Origin of the sequence: Mesorhizobium sp. B2-3-6 (assembly GCF_006442305.1) — a bacterium.
Classification (GTDB): domain Bacteria; phylum Pseudomonadota; class Alphaproteobacteria; order Rhizobiales; family Rhizobiaceae; genus Mesorhizobium.
The window spans coordinates 762,532-778,178 of record NZ_VFVW01000001.1 but is presented as its reverse complement, the minus strand read 5'-3'; the positions used below and the strand labels follow the sequence as shown (position 1 = coordinate 778,178).

Genomic DNA, 15,647 nt, shown 5'->3' with positions numbered 1-15,647 from the left:
TAGCGATTCTCGAATAGATCTGGTGGATGAAAAAGCTTCACCCGGCTGCCGCTGCTATGACTATCGCCGTGCTGCTTGCTGGTGTGCTTCGGCACAGTGGATATTCAACTTACGGCCCGATCGACACCGCAATTCTCGTTGTTTTTCTGGTTTTCTTCTGGTGGCTCATCAGCGATTTCTCAGGCGGAAAGGCCGCCATTGATGCCGACGACGGTCGGAGCGCGGACAACGGCATGGCTTTTCGGTTCGGCAGGTTTCTGAGCCGCGTTTTTCGGCGTGGCCAATCGTAGTCTTTGACCAAGCTGCAAAGTCCCGCGTCTCACCTGGCCAACGGCGGCCGGGTTGCGAAGGCAGCCAAACACTGATGAACGAGCGCGGCAATTGAACCGGCCTATTCAGGGTCTTTCCACCAAGTCTTTGAAGAATTTGGTGGGTGCGCACAGGATTGAACTGTGGACCCGCTGATTAAGAGTCAGCTGCTCTACCAACTGAGCTACGCACCCACTCGACCGGCAAAAACCGGCGTTGGCGGGCATATAGCCGCCGATGCCGGTCCTGTCCAGCCCTGCCGGAATCATTTCCCGACAAATCGCCGAAGTGACGCAGATGGTCAGACGAACAGCTTGCCTTCCGCCACCTTGACCGCGTTGCCACCGATGCGCGCCGAGACCAGTTTTCCGCCCTGTACACTTAGTTCCAGGCGGATACGCGAGGGCCGCCCCATCTCCAGCCCCTGTTCGATCCACAGCTGCGAAACGCCATCCGTCGGAGCGTCGAAATGCATGACGGCGCCGGCGAAAGCCGCCGCCGCCGAGCCGGTCGCCGGGTCCTCGTAGGAAGGCGTGCCGGGCACGATCATGCGCACATGGAAGGCGCTCTCGTGGTTCACCGTCTCTCGGCAATAGACATAGGGACTGGCAAAGGCCCATTCGCTCTTGCGGGGCGCCAGTTCCGACCAGGCCTGGTTGTCGAGCCGGATCCGGCCGGCCGCCTCCAGATTGGCCACCGGTATGGTCACATAGGGCACGCCGGCTGACCAGAACGCGACGCGGTGATTCTCGAAACCGATCTCGTGCGGCGCCAGGCCAAGGGCGGCGCCGATCGCCACCGGGTCGGCTTCGAGCTTCAGCGGCTCCGGCAGCTTCGCCAGGTCGAATTCGGCGAAGGTGGCGCCATCGTGCTTGCTGACGGCACAGCGCACCGGGCCGATGTTTTCCTCCAGCACGAAAATGCTCGCAGCGCCGTCATTGTCGGCCATTTCAGCGAGCGCGATATCGGCCAGTTCGGCCAGCGCGATCGCCGAGCCCACGGTCGGGTGGCCGGCGAAAGGCATTTCATAATCGGGCGTGAAGATGCGGATACGGGCGCGGTGCTTGGGATTGTCCGGCGGCAGCACGAACACCGATTCCGACAGGTTGAACTCTCGTGCGATGGCCTGCATCGCAGCCGTGTCCAGTCCGCCGCTGTCCAACACCACCGCCAGCGGGTTGCCGGCCAGCCGATCGGTCGTAAACACATCGTAAAGCAAGTAATCGCGTCTCATGGAGGAAACCTTCCGCTTTGATCCGAATTTCTGCCTCAATCCCAACATGAGCGAAATTTAATTTGATATTCGAACCATTAGCACTGATCTGTGCACTCATAGGGACTTATTGCGCTTCAGGGGGTCCGGCGTGGACCAGATTGTCAATCTGCCAAAGACGGAATCGGATTCCGCCATCGAGACCGCGCTCGGGCTCGACCAGACGGGGCGGCGCAAGAATCGCCGCCGCGGCTGGCTCTATGCGCTGCTGGCGCTGATCGTCCTTGTCGCGGCTTTTGCCGGCTACCAGTGGTATGCCGGCTCGCCGGTCAAGATCGACTATACGACGGCGCCCGCCGCCAAGGTCGACCTCACTGTCGAGGTTTCGGCGACCGGCACCTTGCAGCCCCTCACCCAGGTCGACATTTCCAGCCAGCTCTCGGGCATCATCCGTTCAGTCTCGGTCAACGAGAACCAGCAGGTCAAGAAGGGCGATGTGCTGGCCGCGCTCGACACCGCCAAGCTGCAGGTGCAGATCGAACGCGCCGAGGCATCCGCCAAGGCGGCCGCCGCCAATGTCGCGGACGCCACCGTGACGCTGGCCGAGAATGAAAGCGCGCTCGTGCGCGCCGCCGCCCTCACCAAGCGCGGCATGGCCACCGACCAGTCGCTCGAAGCGGCGACCGCGACCCGCGACCGTTCGAAGGCAGCGCTCGATAGCGCCGAGGCCAATCTCGCCATCGCCAACGCCGACCTGAAATCGCAGCAGACCGACCTTGCCAACAGCACCATCTATGCGCCGATCGACGGCATCGTGCTGACGCGCTCTGTCGACCCCGGCCAGACGGTCGCCTCCTCCTTGCAGGCGCCGGTGCTGTTCATCATCGCCGCCGATCTCAGGAACATGGAACTGGTGGCGGCGGTCGACGAAGCCGATATCGGCGCGGTGAAGCCGGGCCAGCATGCCCGCTTCACCGTGGACGCCTTCCCGGAGCGGCCGTTCGACGCCGAGATCCGCGACATCTCCTACGCCTCGGTCACCACCGACGGCGTCGTCACCTACAATGCGCGGCTCGAGGTCGACAACAACGAGCTGTTGCTGCGCCCCGGCATGACCGCCACTGTTTCGGTCGTCACCCGGCAGGCTAAGGACGTGCTGACCGTCCCCTCCTCCGCCTTCCGCTATCGTCCTGCGCAGCAGGCCGCCCGCGGCTGGAGCCTGAGCGACCTGTTCACCGGCCGCATGGGACGTCCCGGCGGCAATCGCCAGCGCCAGGCGGCAGCGCCGCCGACCGACGGCTCACGCATGCTCTACGTGCTGGAGAAAGGCCGTCCGCATCCGGTCAACGTCAGGATCGGCTCGACCGACGGCGAGCTGACCGAGATCACCTCGGGCCTGTCAGAGGGGGCGCAGGTCATCACGGCCTCGCAGCAGCGGAGCTGACTTCGTGGCGATGGGCGCCCCCCTCATCACCTTCGACAAGGTCTGGAAGAGCTACGGCCATGGCGAAGCCAAGGTACACGCGCTGGCCGGCGTCGACCTGGCGATCCGGCGCGGCGAATTCGTCGCCATCATGGGCCCGTCCGGCTCCGGCAAATCGACGGCGATGAACATCATCGGCTGCCTCGACACGCCGACCGCCGGCACCTATTCCTTCATGGGCGTCGATGCTGGCCGGCTCGACCGCAACCGCCGCGCCATGCTGCGCAACCTCTATGTCGGCTTCGTCTTCCAGGGCTATAATCTGCTGGCGCGCACCACGGCGGCGGAAAATGTCGAACTGCCGCTGATCTATCGCGGCGTGGCCAGCCGCGAGCGCCGCGATCTTGCCATGCAGGCGCTGGCGCAAGTCGGCCTTGTCGGTCGCGAGCATCACACTCCGGCCGAGCTTTCCGGCGGCCAGCAACAGCGCGTGGCGATCGCGCGCGCCATTGTCACGAGGCCGACGCTGCTCGTCGCCGACGAACCGACCGGCAATCTCGACACTGCCCGCACGCACGAGATCATGGAGTTGCTGACGCAACTGAACAAGGAGCTTGGCCTGACCATCACCATGGTCACCCACGAGGCCGACGTCGCCGAATATGCCGAGCGCACGGTGCGCTTCCTCGACGGCCATGTCGCCTCCGACACCATGACCGTCGAGGTGGCCTGACATGCTCTGGGAAACCGTCCGCCTCTCCTTGCGCTCGATCCGCCGCAACATGCTGCGCTCGTTCCTGACCTTGCTCGGCATCGTCATCGGCGTCGCCGCGGTCATCGCCATGCTCACCATTGGCGCCGGCACCACCGCCAAGGTCAAGGACGACATCGCCAAGCTCGGCAGCAATCTTCTGGTTGTGCGCTCCGGCCGCCCGGCCGGTCCCGGCGGCCCGGGCGGGCTCGACCAGGTCGTCCGTCCGCTCACCGAAAAGGATCTTGCCGCGCTCATTGCCCATCTGACAGGCGCACGGGCCATTTCGCCGGCCTCGCAGAAGCAGGTCCGCGTCATCTTCGGTACCGAGAGCCTGACCTCCGGCGTCACCGGCACCGACAGTGCCTATCTCGATGCTCGCGACTGGAAACTGGTCTCAGGCCGTTCGTTCAGCGAGTCCGAGACCCGCTCGGGCACCGGCGTATGCCTGATCGGCGAGACGGTGCGCCAGCAGTTCTTCGGTGCCGGCGACCCGGAGGGCGAAATCATCCGCGTCAACCGCACCTCCTGCAAGATCATCGGCCTGCTCGAGCCGAAGGGCTATACCGGCTTCGGCCAGGACCAGGACAATGTCGTGTTGATGCCGCTGCATGCCTATCAGCGGCGCATTGCGGGCAACCGCAACATCGACAACATCTACGTCGCCGCCGACGACCGCACCCCGACCAGCGAGCTGCAGCCGCGCGTCGAGGATATTCTGCGCGACGCCAGACGCCTCACGCCCGACCGCGAAAGCGATTTCGCGATCCGCGACATGACCCAGATCGCCGATGCCATGGCCAGCGCCACCACCACCATGACCGGCATGCTGGGCGCGGTCGCCGGCGTCAGCCTGCTGGTCGGCGGCATCGGCATCATGAACATCATGCTGGTGTCGGTCACCGAGCGCACCCGCGAGATCGGCATCAGGCTCGCCATCGGCGCGCATGAAAAGCACATCCTCATCCAGTTCCTGGTCGAGGCGACGGTGCTGTCGCTGCTCGGCGGCATCATCGGCATCCTGATCGGGCTCTCGCTGGCCGGTCTCGCCTCGGCGACGCTGGCCATTCCCTTTGCGCCGAGCCCGGCAGTCATCCTGCTCGCCGTCGGCTTTTCCGCGCTGATCGGCATGGTCTTCGGCTTCTTCCCGGCGCTGCGCGGCGCCAGGCTCGACCCGATCGACGCGCTGCGGCATGAATAAGGCGATTGGAAAGCAAAGGCGCGGCTACGACGCTGTTTCCCAGGGATTAATCGTATTCAATCCGGCGGCCGCGAATGGACTGGTGTCGCGGGTGGCGACCGTAAGACCGTTTGCTGCGGCCGTGGCCGCGATGTAGGCATCCGCATTGCCGATCGCCTTGCCTGAGGCTCTCGCCTTTACCATGAGGTCGGCATAGGCGCGCGACGCGTCGAGGTCGAAAGGCAGAATGCGGCCTGCAAACAGTGGCAACACATCCCGATCGAGACGATTGTCCGCGCACGCACCCGATGTTTGGGGTTGCAGGCAGCCACTCAGACCTTCGTATGCCGGCATTGGCGATCAGCACGGAAGGTAAGGTTTAGTCCGCGTTCGCAAAATGCCACTCGATCAGCGGCTTCATGTGCGGCATCAGCCCGTGCGGCAGGTCGGCGGCGTGGCGGATGATGACCGGACCGACGATCTCCGGTTCGGCCTCGGTTGCGACGAAGGCCGAGATGCGCCGCGCGATCTCCTCGGCGGGCTCGGGAACCCGGTATCGGCGGAAGATCACCGTGCCGCTTTCCGTCGACAGGGCATGGTAATGCAGGCCGCGTGCGGCGCCTGAAATGTCGAGGCCGGTTTCTTCCCGCACCTCGCGGATCATATTGAAATCGACATCGACGAGGCCATCGCGAAAATCGGCCGGTTCGAAGGAACCGGCGGCGAAATAGACGCGGCCGGCAGTAACGGTGTGGGCGGCCATGCGAATCGCCACCAGCGCATTGTCGCCGGCCACGAGCATGGCATGGGCATAGGCGTGCTCGGCGCCCGAATTCTCGCGCCGCTTCCGCCAGAGCATGAAGGTGGAGTAGTTGACCGCGTGGCACCGGCCGACGAGGCGATTGTCGCGCCAGGCAAGTCGCGAGAGCAGCACCACGGGACCGTCGAACAGCGCGGGGTTGGCCGCGATCTCGTGCTGCCAGTTCGCGGCGATCGCCTCGGCATTGTCCAGCGCGAAAGGATGCGGGCCGGGGTCGAGCCTGACATCGACGGCGTCGACCGGCAAAATGACATTGCGCGGCAGGTCGAAGCTCACGGTTCAGGCCATGTCCAGCGTGATCGCCACCGGACAATGGTCCGATGCCTTCGGCCGGTCCCAGCCGGCGCGCGGAAAGCGCTCCACTTCCTGGCCGGCAGGAAAGATCGTGCGCCAGGGCTGGCCGTTGCGGATGATGTCCGGGACGGCGGTGGCGTTCTTAGCCGCCAATCCCTTGGACAGCAGGATATAATCGAGCTGGCACAAATGCCGCTCTTGCGGCCCACGCGTGTGGTAGAAGGTCCAGCGGTTCATTTCCGGCCGCCTCTCGACCACGTTTTCGCAAAAACCGCCGGCCGTCAGCACGTTGATGCAGGACAGGTTCTCGTCGACCACCTCGAAACGATAGCCGTCGAATTCGTCGCCGGCGATCTTCACGCGCTGGCGGTAATCGTTCATGTCGCCGCAGATCGCCCAGCGCTTGTCGGCTGCATGATCCGCCCCGAAGCGCTCCTCGATGATCCGGCGCACCGCCTGCGCCTCCGCGATGCGGATCGGCATCGTCGCTTCACGCCCGTCGAGCCCGTTGCGGGGCGAGCCCATCGACTTGAAGTGCACGAGATAGAGCGTCAGCGGCGAGCCGCCCACGGTAATGTCCACTTCCAGGCAGTCGCGCCGGAAGATACGTTCATTGGGCTGGTTGCCGAGCGCCGCCAGCTCCGGCGTGTGCAGCCCGAACTGTTCATAGGTCACATAGGCGTGGCTGGTCATGCGCACGAATTCGATGGGCTGGCCCTGCGCGGTCTCGCTGCGCATCATCACGGCGACGTCGATGCCGCGCGAATCATTGCCGGCAGCGGTGTACTTCTGGCGGTAGCCCTGCCCCACCATCTTGAAAAGATAGCCATATTCGAACGCCTTGAGGGCTTCGATATTGTCGACCTCCTGCATGCAGATGATATCCGCGCGCGTGGCCGCTATGGCCAGCGCCGTCAGCTGCCGCATGTCGTCCGACTGCGCGATGGCGCGGGCCTGCTCCAGCATCTTGTACTCGGCCTCGCTCTGGATATCGAAGAGAGCCAGCGTCCGGTCCTCGTTGAGCTGGTTGCGGTATCCGGAGAAATCGAACCTGTTCATCAGGTTCTCGACATTGAAGGTTGCAAGACGCAGCGACATATCATGACCTTTGCCCGCAAGCGCGGCAGAAAACAAGGCCGGGCAACCACCAGCTGGAATCGATTGATCCTGGCGCGCCTCGCGCCATGGTTGAGGGAACCTTTCCGTTCATCCGCCGTTCAGACGCAAAGACCCACAGTGGGCCCATCCCAGGGTCGGCGTGGGGCCTGTTCTCTTGGAGAAGTGCAATGAACGCGCTCTTTTCTTCCACAGTCAAATCCGGGCTGATAGCGCTCGGTATCTTCTCCGGCATCACGGCACCATCCGCTGCCGGACCAATCCTTCAGCCGGAGCTGTCGATCCCAGCCAGCACCGCGGCGCCGACGGTCACGCCTGTGCGTGACAGCTGGGCCGGCGGCAACAACCGGAGCTTCAACAACGACTGGAGATGGCGCCGGTCGGGCGGGTGGAACCACGGCAATTGGAACCGCGGCGATTGGGGCGGCCGTCACTGGAGCGGTCGTCACTGGAACGGCGGCGATGATTGGCGTTGGCGCCGCCACCATTATCGCGGCCGCTACTATGATGACAGCGCCGGCGCCGCGATCCTGGGGCTTGGCTTGGGGCTCGGCCTCGGCAGCATGTACAACAACTACAATTACTACGATGCACCGCCGCGCCGCTACTATCGCGCCGGCCGGCTGTCGAGCGCCCATGTCCGGTGGTGCTACAACAGATACCGCTCGTATCGCGCTTACGACAACACCTTCCAGCCCTATAACGGCCCACGCCAGCAGTGCTACTCGCCCTATCGCTGAGCCAGGCCGCACAATCCTGCAATAAAAAACGGCGCCGCGCGGCGCCGTTTCTTTTGGAGCGTGGATCGCTCAGTTCTTCGCCTTGTCGACCAGCTTGTTCTTGGAGATCCACGGCATCATCGCGCGCAGCTTGGCGCCGACTTCCTCGATCTGATGGCTGTCGTTGTTGCGGCGGATGCCCTTGAAACGCGACAGGCCGGCACGGTATTCCTGCATCCACTCCGAGGTGAACTTGCCGGTCTGGATATCCTTCAGCACCCGCTTCATCTCGGCCTTTGTCTCTGCGGTGATGATGCGCGGCCCCGAGACATATTCGCCCCATTCGGCGGTGTTCGAGATCGAGTAATTCATGTTGGCGATGCCGCCTTCATAGATCAGGTCGACGATCAGCTTGACCTCGTGCAGGCACTCGAAATAGGCCATTTCGGGCGCATAGCCGGCTTCCACCAGCGTCTCGAACCCGGCGCGGATCAACTCCACCAGGCCGCCGCACAGCACGACCTGCTCGCCGAACAGATCGGTCTCGCATTCCTCGCGGAAATTGGTCTCGATGATACCCGAACGGCCGCCGCCGACGCCGCAGGCGTAGGAGAGCGCGAGGTCGAGTGCGTTGCCCGAAGCATCCTGGTTGACGGCGACCAGGCACGGCACGCCGCCGCCCTTCTGGTATTCGCCGCGCACCGTATGGCCGGGCCCCTTCGGCGCGATCATGACGACGTCGACCGTCGACTTCGGCTCGATCAGGCCGAAATGCACGTTGAGGCCATGCGCGAAGGCGATTGCCGCGCCGTCGCGGATGTTCGGCGCGATCTCGTTTTTGTAGATGTCGGCCTGCAATTCGTCGGGCGTCGCCATCATCATCAGGTCGGCCCATTTGGCGGCGTCGGCCACGCTCATCACCTTGAGCCCGTCGGCCTCGACCTTCTTGGCGGTCGCCGATCCGGCCTTGAGGCCGATGGCGATCTCCTTGGCGCCGGAATCCTTGAGGTTGAGCGCATGCGCCCGGCCCTGGCTGCCATAGCCGATGATGGCGACCTTCTTGCCCTTGATCAGGTTGAGATCGGCATCACGATCGTAATAGACGCGCATTTTTGTCTTCCTTCCCGTTTGAAGATCAGAGGCCTTGCGGCCCGGTTTTTGCTCCGAAAAGAGCGAGAAACTGCTGCGTCGCGCGGACGGCATCACCGCCGATCGCCGCCTCAGTCAATTCCAGCCGGTCGCCAAGCAAGAGACGGATCTGCACGTCGCGGGCGACCAGCCCGAAAAACGTACGGAACGCCGTCTCGGCGTCCGAGAAATCGAGCAGCCCGGCCTGGCGGCCGGCCTCCAGCACCGGCTTCAGGCGCTTGGCGAGGGCAAAGCGCCCGTTCTCCAGCACCACCGCGCCAAGATCATCCTTGCCCGAACCGGCATGGCCGACCGCCACCCGGTTGAGTGCGATCGAAGTGTCGCTGGAAATGACCTTCAGCCAGTCGGAAGCAAATCGCTCCAGGCTCGCGGCCAACGACGCAAGGTCGAGCCCCCTGCCGTCGACCGCCGTCACCCGCACCTTCGAGGCCTGCCATTGCACCGTCGCCGTCAGCAGTCCGTCGCGGTCGCCGAACCATTTGTAGAGCGTTTCCTTGGAGCAGCTCGCCCGCCGCGCCACTGCGGTCATGGTCAGATTGTCGCCCTCTTCGACCAGCAGGCGGAGCGCTGCATCCAGGACCGCCTTCTGACGCTCCGTCAGCGCTTCGCCGTTGTCGATATCGGCATTTGCCTGCAACACGCTCTGTTCCCGTTTGATGGTAGAGCTGTAGATCGCCCGAGCTCAGTACCGTACGTTACGGTTCGGCATATTGCGCAATCCGAAGATCGGCGCAAGGCCAAAATGACGAAATGTCTTTCCCGTGTCCCCGCAGCCGCGCAACGCGTATGTTCAGTCGCCGGCTGGCGGATCGCGCAACCGCCCGAGCAAGGCCGATACCGTGTTCAGTTCTTGCGGCGAGAGCTTGTCGCCAACCAGCTCCGCGATCGACCTGCCATAGACGGCCCACATACGGCGGCGCGTCTCTCGTCCCTTGGCCGTGATGCGGACGGTTTGGCCGCGGCCGTCATCAGCCACCGGAAGCTTCTCGACAAACCCATCGGCTTCAAGTCGGGCCAGCAGCCGCGAAATATTGTACTGCGCGAACAGGGTTCGTTCGATCAGTTGGAACGGCCGCAAGCCGCCCTCGCCCGCCTCAGCGAGTTCGTGCAGCACGTCATACCAGGCAAGCGGCGGCAGGCCGCCTTCCTTCAGCGCGTCTTCGGCACGTTCCACCAGTTGGCGCGATACCCGCATCAGGCGTGCCCAGGTCTTGATGGCCTCCGGCGAAGGCATGGCTGTCTCGATCATGACGGCACCATAAGAGATAGATGCAATTGCATCAAGCTTGACGATAAATGCATTTGCATCTAGATAGATGCGAATGCATCGATCGAGAGGCAAATCCGATGAAACATGCCAACACCCTCATTCTCGTCAGCCATCCCCTTTGCCCCTATGTCCAGCGTGCGGCGATCTCGCTGGCCGAGAAAGGCGTGCCGTTCGAGCGCGTCGACATCGACCTCGCCAACAAGCCGGACTGGTTCAAGGCGATCTCGCCGCTCGGCAAGGTGCCGCTGCTGCGCGTGCAGCGGGGGAACGATGAAACGGTGATCTTCGAATCCGCCGTCATCCTCGAATTCCTCGAAGAAACTGAGGCCAATCCTCTCCACCCCGCCGACCCCTATGCCCGTGCCCGGCATCGTGCCTGGATCGAGTACGGCTCAGCCATCCTCAACGCCGTCGGCCGGTTCTATTCGGCGTCGACCGAGGCAGGATTCCTTGCCGAGTCTCGGACGCTGTCGGAAATGTTCGATCGTGTGGAGACCGAATTGGCGGGCGAAGCCGGCCGGACTGGACAATGGTTCGAAGGCGGGCGCTTTTCGCTCGTCGACGCAGTCTACGGCCCTGTCTTCCGCTACATCGATACCTTCGACCGGATCGGCGATTTCGGCATTCTGGACGGCAAACCGCTCGTCCAGGCCTGGCGCCAGGCATTGAGTGGACGCCCGTCCGTCAAGCATGCCGTGGCGCAGGACTATCCACTGCGCCTGCATGCCTTCCTGCGGGCGAAGGGATCGTATCTTTCGACGGTCATTCGCAAGAACGATCCGGCCAGCGCGCTTCCGCCAGCCCAGTTCGCCTGAACGGATGGACCACCGTGCCGGCCACCATTGAGGCGAGGAACTGCGGCGAATGCGCGGCGTCGCGGCGCCACCCCGCGGCTTATGCCTGGGCGGCATCAAAATCCGCACGCGCTTCGCGCACCGCATCATGGTTGAGTTCGGCCCATAGGATCAGTTGATGAAAGGCGCCGAACATCGAGCGCCCGAGATCGGTCAGGCTGTATTCAACGCTCGGTGGTTTGGTCGGGAACACTTCACGATGCACATAGCCGTCGCGCTGCAAATCATGCAGTGTCTGGGTCAGCATGCGCTGCGAAATGTCGGGCACCAGCCGCCGCAACTCACCGAAGCGATACGGCCTTTCAGCCAGCGCCATCACCAGCAGCGATCTCCATTTGCCGCTGACGCCCTGGATGACATTGCGAACCGGACAGTCGGCAAAATTACCGCCCCCGCTCATCGCTTTGTAGGTCTCCAGCTTCGATTTCAGATTGGTGACCTTGCCGTCCATCGCTGGTTCCCTGGATGTGCCTACCTCCCGAAAAACTGCCTCCTTTACGGTGGCAGGTCAATTCCTATTTTAGTGCTAGTCTCTTTCTGAGACCACTAGAGCACCCACCGCTTCGGCACAAATCAGGATCTCCGATGACCGAAACCCTTCTCGTCACCGGCGCCTCCGGCCAGCTTGGCCGCGGCGTCATCCGCTATCTCCTGGACGCGCATAAAACTCCGCCTGCAAAGATCATCGCCACCACGCGCAATCCCGAAAGCCTGGCAGATTTGGCGGTGCGCGGCGTCGTTGTCAGGGCCGCAGACTTCAACGACTCCGCTTCGCTGGAAACCGCGTTCAAGGGTGCCGACAAGGCGCTGATCATTTCGACCGGCGATCTCGATCTCAAAAGCGGCAAGCGCCTGAAGCAGCACGAGAATGCAGTCGCGGCGGCCAAAAACGCCGGCGTTTCGCACTTGCTCTACACCTCGATGCCCAACCCGGAACCGGTGTCGCCGGTCCTGTTTGCCGGTGACCACTACAGCACCGAGCAGGCAATCAAGGCGAGCGGCATCCCCTACACGATCTTCCGCAACGGCTGGTACCAGGAGAACCTGTTCATGGCGCTGCCGCACGCGATCGCCTCGGGGCACTGGTACACGTCCGCCGGCGAAGGCCGCATCGCCCATGGCGCACGCGACGACATGGCAGCGGCGATCGCCGCCGGTGTCGCTTCCGGCTCGACCGACAGCAAAACGTACACGCTGACTGGCCCGCAAGCGTACACGACGGCCGAGATCGCCGCCCTCGTCAGCGAAGTCACCGGCAAGCCGCTCGATGTCATGCAGGTTTCGGATGATGTCCTGACGGAAGGGGTAAAGGCATCAGGCGTTCCCGAGGATTTTGCCGGCGTCATCGTTTCCTTCGACGTCAACACGCGTGCCGGCCGCATCGCCATGGTGACGGACGCGATCGAGATGCTTTCCGGCAGGACGCCAAGGACGTTGAGACAATTCCTCGAGGCGAACAAGGCTGCCCTGGCAGGTTGAAATCCACGCGGCGGGAAGTCTGTTCTCGACTTTCCGCCCCTACTTCGATGTTTTGATCAGGCCGTGCCGAATAAGGCTCTCTCCGGTCGCAGCCAGCGCGTCTTCGCGCGAACGCGGCTTCCAGCCGAGCATGCGAACCGCCTTGGCATTGGTGGCATTCTTGACCTTGCCCAGCTCAGGCACGAGCTGCGCGACTTCCGGATTGAACAGTCCCACCATGCGCACCAGCCAATCGGGAAGCTCTCTGGTCGAAACGCGCTTCGCCGCGTTGCCGAGCCGCTTTCTCAAGGTTTGCGCGATTTCCCGCACGGTCATGAAATCGCCGGCCACCGCCAGGAAGCGCTCGCCATTGGCAGCTGGATCGGTCATGGCGCGGACATGCAGGTCCGCCACGTCGCGTGCATCGACGGCGCCGAAGGACAGGCGCGGCAGCCCCGGCATGGCTCCATTCATCATGCGTTGGACAAATTCGGTGGAGGTCGAATGGTCGGAGCCAAGCACAGGCCCGAAGATGCCGACGGGGTTGACGGCAGCAAGCTCCAACCCGCCACCCTCGGCGGCGATAAAATCCCAGGCCGCGCGCTCGGCGAGCGTCTTCGACTTCACATAGGCGCTGACCCTTCCCATCGGATCGGTCCAGTTCTCCTCGGTGAACGGACGGCCGTCGGGCGGCATCTTGCCGTAGCCGACAGCCGCGAAGGAGGACGTCAGCACGACGCGTCTGACGCCGGCATCTCGTGCCGCCCGCAGCACCCGCAACGCGCCTTCACGGGCCGGAATGATCAGCTCGTCATCATGCTTGGGCACGCCGGGCGGGAACGGCGAGGCGACATGCAGGACATAGTCGCAGCCTGCAGCGGCTAGCGGCCAGCCGGCATCGCTCATGAGATCGGCGATTGCAAAGGAGAGCCTGTCATCCGGCTCGACGCCACCTGCCTTGAGCATGGCCAGGACATCGGCTTGCCGCCCGGCCGAGCGCACGGTGGTGCGCACGCGGTAGCCCGCCTTCAGCAGTTCAAGGATACAGCGGGCGCCGAGAAAGCCAGATCCGCCGGTGACAAGCACCAATTCGCCGCTCATGCCCGTCCCCCGAAGCGTCAGCCCAAGGCGATCGAGACAGTCAGATCGCCACCTGCGTGCCGATCTCTACCACACGGCCGGTCGGTATCTGGAAATATTCGGTGGCGTCGGCCGCCGTGCGCGCCAGCCCGATGAACAGCCGGTCCTGCCACACCGGCATGCCGGAATTGGGCGAGGCTTTCAGCGAGCGCCGGGACAGGAAGAAGGACGTCGTCATGATGTCGAACTTCCAGCCTTGCTTGCGGCAGATCGCCAGCGCGCGCGGGATGTTGGGCTGCTCCATATAGCCGAAGGTCAGCGTCACCCGCATGAACAGCTCGTTGACCGTCTCCATCTTGACCCGGTCGCTGTCAGGCACCACCGGCTGCGGCGCGGTTACCACCGAGAGGATCACATTCTGCTCGTGCAGGACCTTGTAGTGCTTCAGGCTGTGCATCAGCGCGGTCGGCGCGCTGAGCGGATCGCTGGTCAGGAACACCGCGGTGCCGGATACCAGCTGCGGCTTCTTCTTCAACAGATTGCCGGCCAGGAAATCGAGCGGGATCTCGTTGCGGCGGGTCTTGTCGAAGAGATAACGGCTGCCGCGCACCCAGGTCCACATCGCCAGAACGATGGTGAAGGCCACCGCCAGCGAGGCCCAGCCGCCTTCGAACACCTTGACGATGTTGGAAGCAAAGAAACCGACATCGATGAAACCGAACAAGGCTGTCATCGCGACCGCCACCCACAGCCGCCATTTCCAGATGCGGGTCATGACGACAAACAGCAGCACCGTGGTCACCAGCATGTTGCCGGTCACCGAGATGCCGTATGCCGAAGCCAGCCTGCTGGATTCGCCGAAGCCCACCACCAGCATCATCACCACCAGCGCCAACAACAGGTTGACGCGCGGCATGTAGATCTGGCCGGACTGTTTTTCCGACGTGTGCAGGATTTCCAGCCGTGGCAGCATATTGAGCTGAACCGCCTGCCTGGTCAGCGAGAATGCGCCTGAAATCACCGCCTGGCTGGCGATGACCGTCGCGGCGGTCGCCAGCACCACCATCGGGATCAGCGTCCAGCCTTCGTTCATTTCGAAGAAGGGATGCCCGACCACGCCGTTCTTGGCCAGCACGAAGGCGCCCTGGCCGGCATAGTTGAGCAGCAGGCAAGGGAACACGATCGCCAGCCAGGCGAGCACGATCGGCTTGCGGCCGAAATGGCCGAGATCGGCATAGAGCGCTTCGGCGCCGGTGACCGCAAGGAAGATGGCGCCGATGGTGACGAAGGCGACATCGGGCGAATTGATCAGGAAGGCGACGATATAGTGCGGGCTGATCGCCCACAGGATTTCCGGATCGGCGATGATATGGTTGAGGCCGGACAGGCCGATAGCCAGGAACCAGACCGCGGTGATCGGGCCGAAGATCAGCGCCACGCCGCCGGTGCCGAAGCGCTGCACCGAAAACAGAACCGCCAGGATGACCAGTGTCAGCGGCACGACATAAGGCTGGAAGGTCGGCGTGACGACATTCATGCCCTCGACCGCCGAGAGCACCGAAATTGCCGGGGTTATGACGGCGTCGCCGAAGAACAGCGAGGCGCCGACGATACCGATGCCCAGGATGATCGCCGAGCGCTTCGGGAAACTGCCGCGCGCCAATGCCATCAACGACAGCACGCCGCCTTCGCCGCGGTTGTTGGCGCGCAGCACGAACATGATGTATTTGATGGTGACGATGATCGTCAGTGACCAGATGATCAGTGAGAGAACGCCAAGAATGTCGCCACGGTCGGCCACTTCGCCGCCCGACGACGCCACCAGCGCCTCGCGGAACGCGTAGATCGGGCTGGTGCCGATATCGCCGTAAACAACGCCGAGCGCGCCGAGCATCAACACCTTGGTGCTGTGCTGCTCGATTTCAGGATGGCTCGATTGTTCGACGGTTTCTGCCTCACTACCAGTGTTGGCAAGGGCCATGAACGACACTCCGATAAGCGGGCGGTGCTC

At 63.4% G+C, this 15,647-nt stretch carries 16 protein-coding genes, 1 tRNA gene and 1 pseudogene; 7 read left to right on the top strand and 11 right to left on the bottom strand.

The features are described from left to right. Positions 1 to 26 precede the first annotated feature (26 nt). On the top strand, positions 27 to 290 hold the full coding sequence (locus tag FJ953_RS03790) for a hypothetical protein (RefSeq protein WP_140516441.1): 264 nt from the start codon (positions 27 to 29) through the stop codon (positions 288 to 290). 137 nt (positions 291 to 427) lie between these two features. On the opposite strand, the gene FJ953_RS03785 is transcribed toward FJ953_RS03790, so the two are convergent. Continuing rightward, positions 428 to 503, bottom strand: a tRNA-Lys gene (locus FJ953_RS03785). Positions 504 to 610: 107 nt separating this feature from the next. Then, positions 611 to 1,543, bottom strand: coding sequence for a PhzF family phenazine biosynthesis protein (locus FJ953_RS03780; protein ID WP_140495414.1), 933 nt, complete (start codon positions 1,541 to 1,543; stop codon positions 611 to 613). Positions 1,544 to 1,673: 130 nt separating this feature from the next. On the opposite strand from FJ953_RS03780, the gene FJ953_RS03775 reads away from it, so the two are divergent. From FJ953_RS03775 to FJ953_RS03765, 3 genes are read left to right on the top strand one after another with little or no spacing between them, the layout of a single operon-like run. Continuing rightward, complete coding sequence (locus FJ953_RS03775; RefSeq protein WP_140623183.1) at positions 1,674 to 2,966, top strand: efflux RND transporter periplasmic adaptor subunit; 1,293 nt, start codon at positions 1,674 to 1,676, stop codon at positions 2,964 to 2,966. Between the two features lie 4 nt (positions 2,967 to 2,970). Further along, complete coding sequence (locus FJ953_RS03770) at positions 2,971 to 3,678, top strand: ABC transporter ATP-binding protein (RefSeq protein WP_140516445.1); 708 nt, start codon at positions 2,971 to 2,973, stop codon at positions 3,676 to 3,678. Between the two features lies 1 nt (position 3,679). Beyond that, entirely contained in the window at positions 3,680 to 4,897 is a 1,218-nt protein-coding gene (locus FJ953_RS03765; protein ID WP_140521160.1) for an ABC transporter permease, read from the top strand. Positions 4,898 to 4,921: 24 nt separating this feature from the next. Here the strand turns inward: FJ953_RS03765 and FJ953_RS03760 are convergent. The 3 genes and pseudogenes from FJ953_RS03760 to FJ953_RS03750 all read right to left on the bottom strand — a co-directional run. Continuing rightward, positions 4,922 to 5,170 (bottom strand): annotated as a pseudogene (locus FJ953_RS03760) (PIN domain-containing protein); the annotation flags it as partial. 85 nt (positions 5,171 to 5,255) lie between these two features. Then, the gene (locus FJ953_RS03755) at positions 5,256 to 5,972 is read right to left on the bottom strand and encodes a hypothetical protein (RefSeq protein WP_140495404.1); all 717 of its coding nucleotides are present in this window, start codon (positions 5,970 to 5,972) and stop codon (positions 5,256 to 5,258) included. 3 nt (positions 5,973 to 5,975) lie between these two features. Continuing rightward, the gene (locus tag FJ953_RS03750; RefSeq protein WP_140564195.1) at positions 5,976 to 7,088 is read right to left on the bottom strand and encodes an endonuclease/exonuclease/phosphatase family protein; all 1,113 of its coding nucleotides are present in this window, start codon (positions 7,086 to 7,088) and stop codon (positions 5,976 to 5,978) included. 188 nt (positions 7,089 to 7,276) lie between these two features. Between FJ953_RS03750 and FJ953_RS03745 the strand changes: the two genes are divergently transcribed. After that, positions 7,277 to 7,846: a BA14K family protein gene (locus FJ953_RS03745; RefSeq protein WP_140495400.1), complete on the top strand. Its 570-nt coding sequence runs from the start codon at positions 7,277 to 7,279 to the stop codon at positions 7,844 to 7,846. A 69-nt stretch (positions 7,847 to 7,915) separates the two neighbouring features. Here FJ953_RS03745 and ilvC read toward each other — a convergent pair whose 3' ends face one another. The 3 genes from ilvC to FJ953_RS03730 all read right to left on the bottom strand — a co-directional run bounded on the left by ilvC (position 7,916) and on the right by FJ953_RS03730 (position 10,223). Then, positions 7,916 to 8,935, bottom strand: a complete 1,020-nt coding sequence (gene ilvC / locus FJ953_RS03740; RefSeq protein ID WP_140495398.1) for a ketol-acid reductoisomerase — start codon at positions 8,933 to 8,935, stop codon at positions 7,916 to 7,918. 25 nt (positions 8,936 to 8,960) lie between these two features. Continuing rightward, positions 8,961 to 9,614, bottom strand: a complete 654-nt coding sequence (locus tag FJ953_RS03735) for a TetR/AcrR family transcriptional regulator (RefSeq protein ID WP_140516455.1) — start codon at positions 9,612 to 9,614, stop codon at positions 8,961 to 8,963. Between the two features lie 150 nt (positions 9,615 to 9,764). After that, a complete protein-coding gene (locus tag FJ953_RS03730) occupies positions 9,765 to 10,223 on the bottom strand; it encodes a MarR family winged helix-turn-helix transcriptional regulator (protein ID WP_140516702.1) in 459 nt (152 codons plus the stop codon). 98 nt (positions 10,224 to 10,321) lie between these two features. Here FJ953_RS03730 and FJ953_RS03725 point away from each other — a divergent pair, with 98 nt between their 5' ends. Beyond that, positions 10,322 to 11,059: a glutathione S-transferase family protein gene (locus tag FJ953_RS03725; protein WP_140623179.1), complete on the top strand. Its 738-nt coding sequence runs from the start codon at positions 10,322 to 10,324 to the stop codon at positions 11,057 to 11,059. A 79-nt stretch (positions 11,060 to 11,138) separates the two neighbouring features. Here FJ953_RS03725 and FJ953_RS03720 read toward each other — a convergent pair whose 3' ends face one another. Further along, entirely contained in the window at positions 11,139 to 11,549 is a 411-nt protein-coding gene (locus FJ953_RS03720; RefSeq protein WP_140495388.1) for a helix-turn-helix domain-containing protein, read from the bottom strand. A 134-nt stretch (positions 11,550 to 11,683) separates the two neighbouring features. On the opposite strand from FJ953_RS03720, the gene FJ953_RS03715 reads away from it, so the two are divergent. Beyond that, a complete protein-coding gene (locus FJ953_RS03715) occupies positions 11,684 to 12,577 on the top strand; it encodes an SDR family oxidoreductase (RefSeq protein WP_140564197.1) in 894 nt (297 codons plus the stop codon). A 39-nt stretch (positions 12,578 to 12,616) separates the two neighbouring features. Here the strand turns inward: FJ953_RS03715 and FJ953_RS03710 are convergent, their stop codons facing one another. Both FJ953_RS03710 and FJ953_RS03705 read right to left on the bottom strand, forming a co-directional pair. Then, positions 12,617 to 13,657: an aldehyde reductase gene (locus FJ953_RS03710; RefSeq protein ID WP_140623177.1), complete on the bottom strand. Its 1,041-nt coding sequence runs from the start codon at positions 13,655 to 13,657 to the stop codon at positions 12,617 to 12,619. A 40-nt stretch (positions 13,658 to 13,697) separates the two neighbouring features. Then, entirely contained in the window at positions 13,698 to 15,617 is a 1,920-nt protein-coding gene (locus FJ953_RS03705; protein ID WP_140495382.1) for a potassium transporter Kup, read from the bottom strand. Positions 15,618 to 15,647: the final 30 nt, after the last annotated feature.

What these genes read in the sequence shown, in the direction of transcription:
- FJ953_RS03790 (WP_140516441.1), top strand. Translation starts at nt 27, where the DNA reads ATGAAAAAGCTTCACCCGGCTGCCGCTGCTATGACTATCGCCGTGCTG.
- FJ953_RS03765 (WP_140521160.1), top strand. Translation starts at nt 3,680, where the DNA reads ATGCTCTGGGAAACCGTCCGCCTCTCCTTGCGCTCGATCCGCCGCAAC.
- FJ953_RS03705 (WP_140495382.1), bottom strand. Translation starts at nt 15,617, where the DNA reads ATGGCCCTTGCCAACACTGGTAGTGAGGCAGAAACCGTCGAACAATCG.
- FJ953_RS03710 (WP_140623177.1), bottom strand. Translation starts at nt 13,657, where the DNA reads ATGAGCGGCGAATTGGTGCTTGTCACCGGCGGATCTGGCTTTCTCGGC.
- FJ953_RS03720 (WP_140495388.1), bottom strand. Translation starts at nt 11,549, where the DNA reads ATGGACGGCAAGGTCACCAATCTGAAATCGAAGCTGGAGACCTACAAA.
- FJ953_RS03745 (WP_140495400.1), top strand. Translation starts at nt 7,277, where the DNA reads ATGAACGCGCTCTTTTCTTCCACAGTCAAATCCGGGCTGATAGCGCTC.
- FJ953_RS03715 (WP_140564197.1), top strand. Translation starts at nt 11,684, where the DNA reads ATGACCGAAACCCTTCTCGTCACCGGCGCCTCCGGCCAGCTTGGCCGC.
- FJ953_RS03750 (WP_140564195.1), bottom strand. Translation starts at nt 7,088, where the DNA reads ATGTCGCTGCGTCTTGCAACCTTCAATGTCGAGAACCTGATGAACAGG.
- FJ953_RS03780 (WP_140495414.1), bottom strand. Translation starts at nt 1,543, where the DNA reads ATGAGACGCGATTACTTGCTTTACGATGTGTTTACGACCGATCGGCTG.
- FJ953_RS03730 (WP_140516702.1), bottom strand. Translation starts at nt 10,223, where the DNA reads ATGATCGAGACAGCCATGCCTTCGCCGGAGGCCATCAAGACCTGGGCA.
- ilvC (WP_140495398.1), bottom strand. Translation starts at nt 8,935, where the DNA reads ATGCGCGTCTATTACGATCGTGATGCCGATCTCAACCTGATCAAGGGC.
- FJ953_RS03725 (WP_140623179.1), top strand. Translation starts at nt 10,322, where the DNA reads ATGAAACATGCCAACACCCTCATTCTCGTCAGCCATCCCCTTTGCCCC.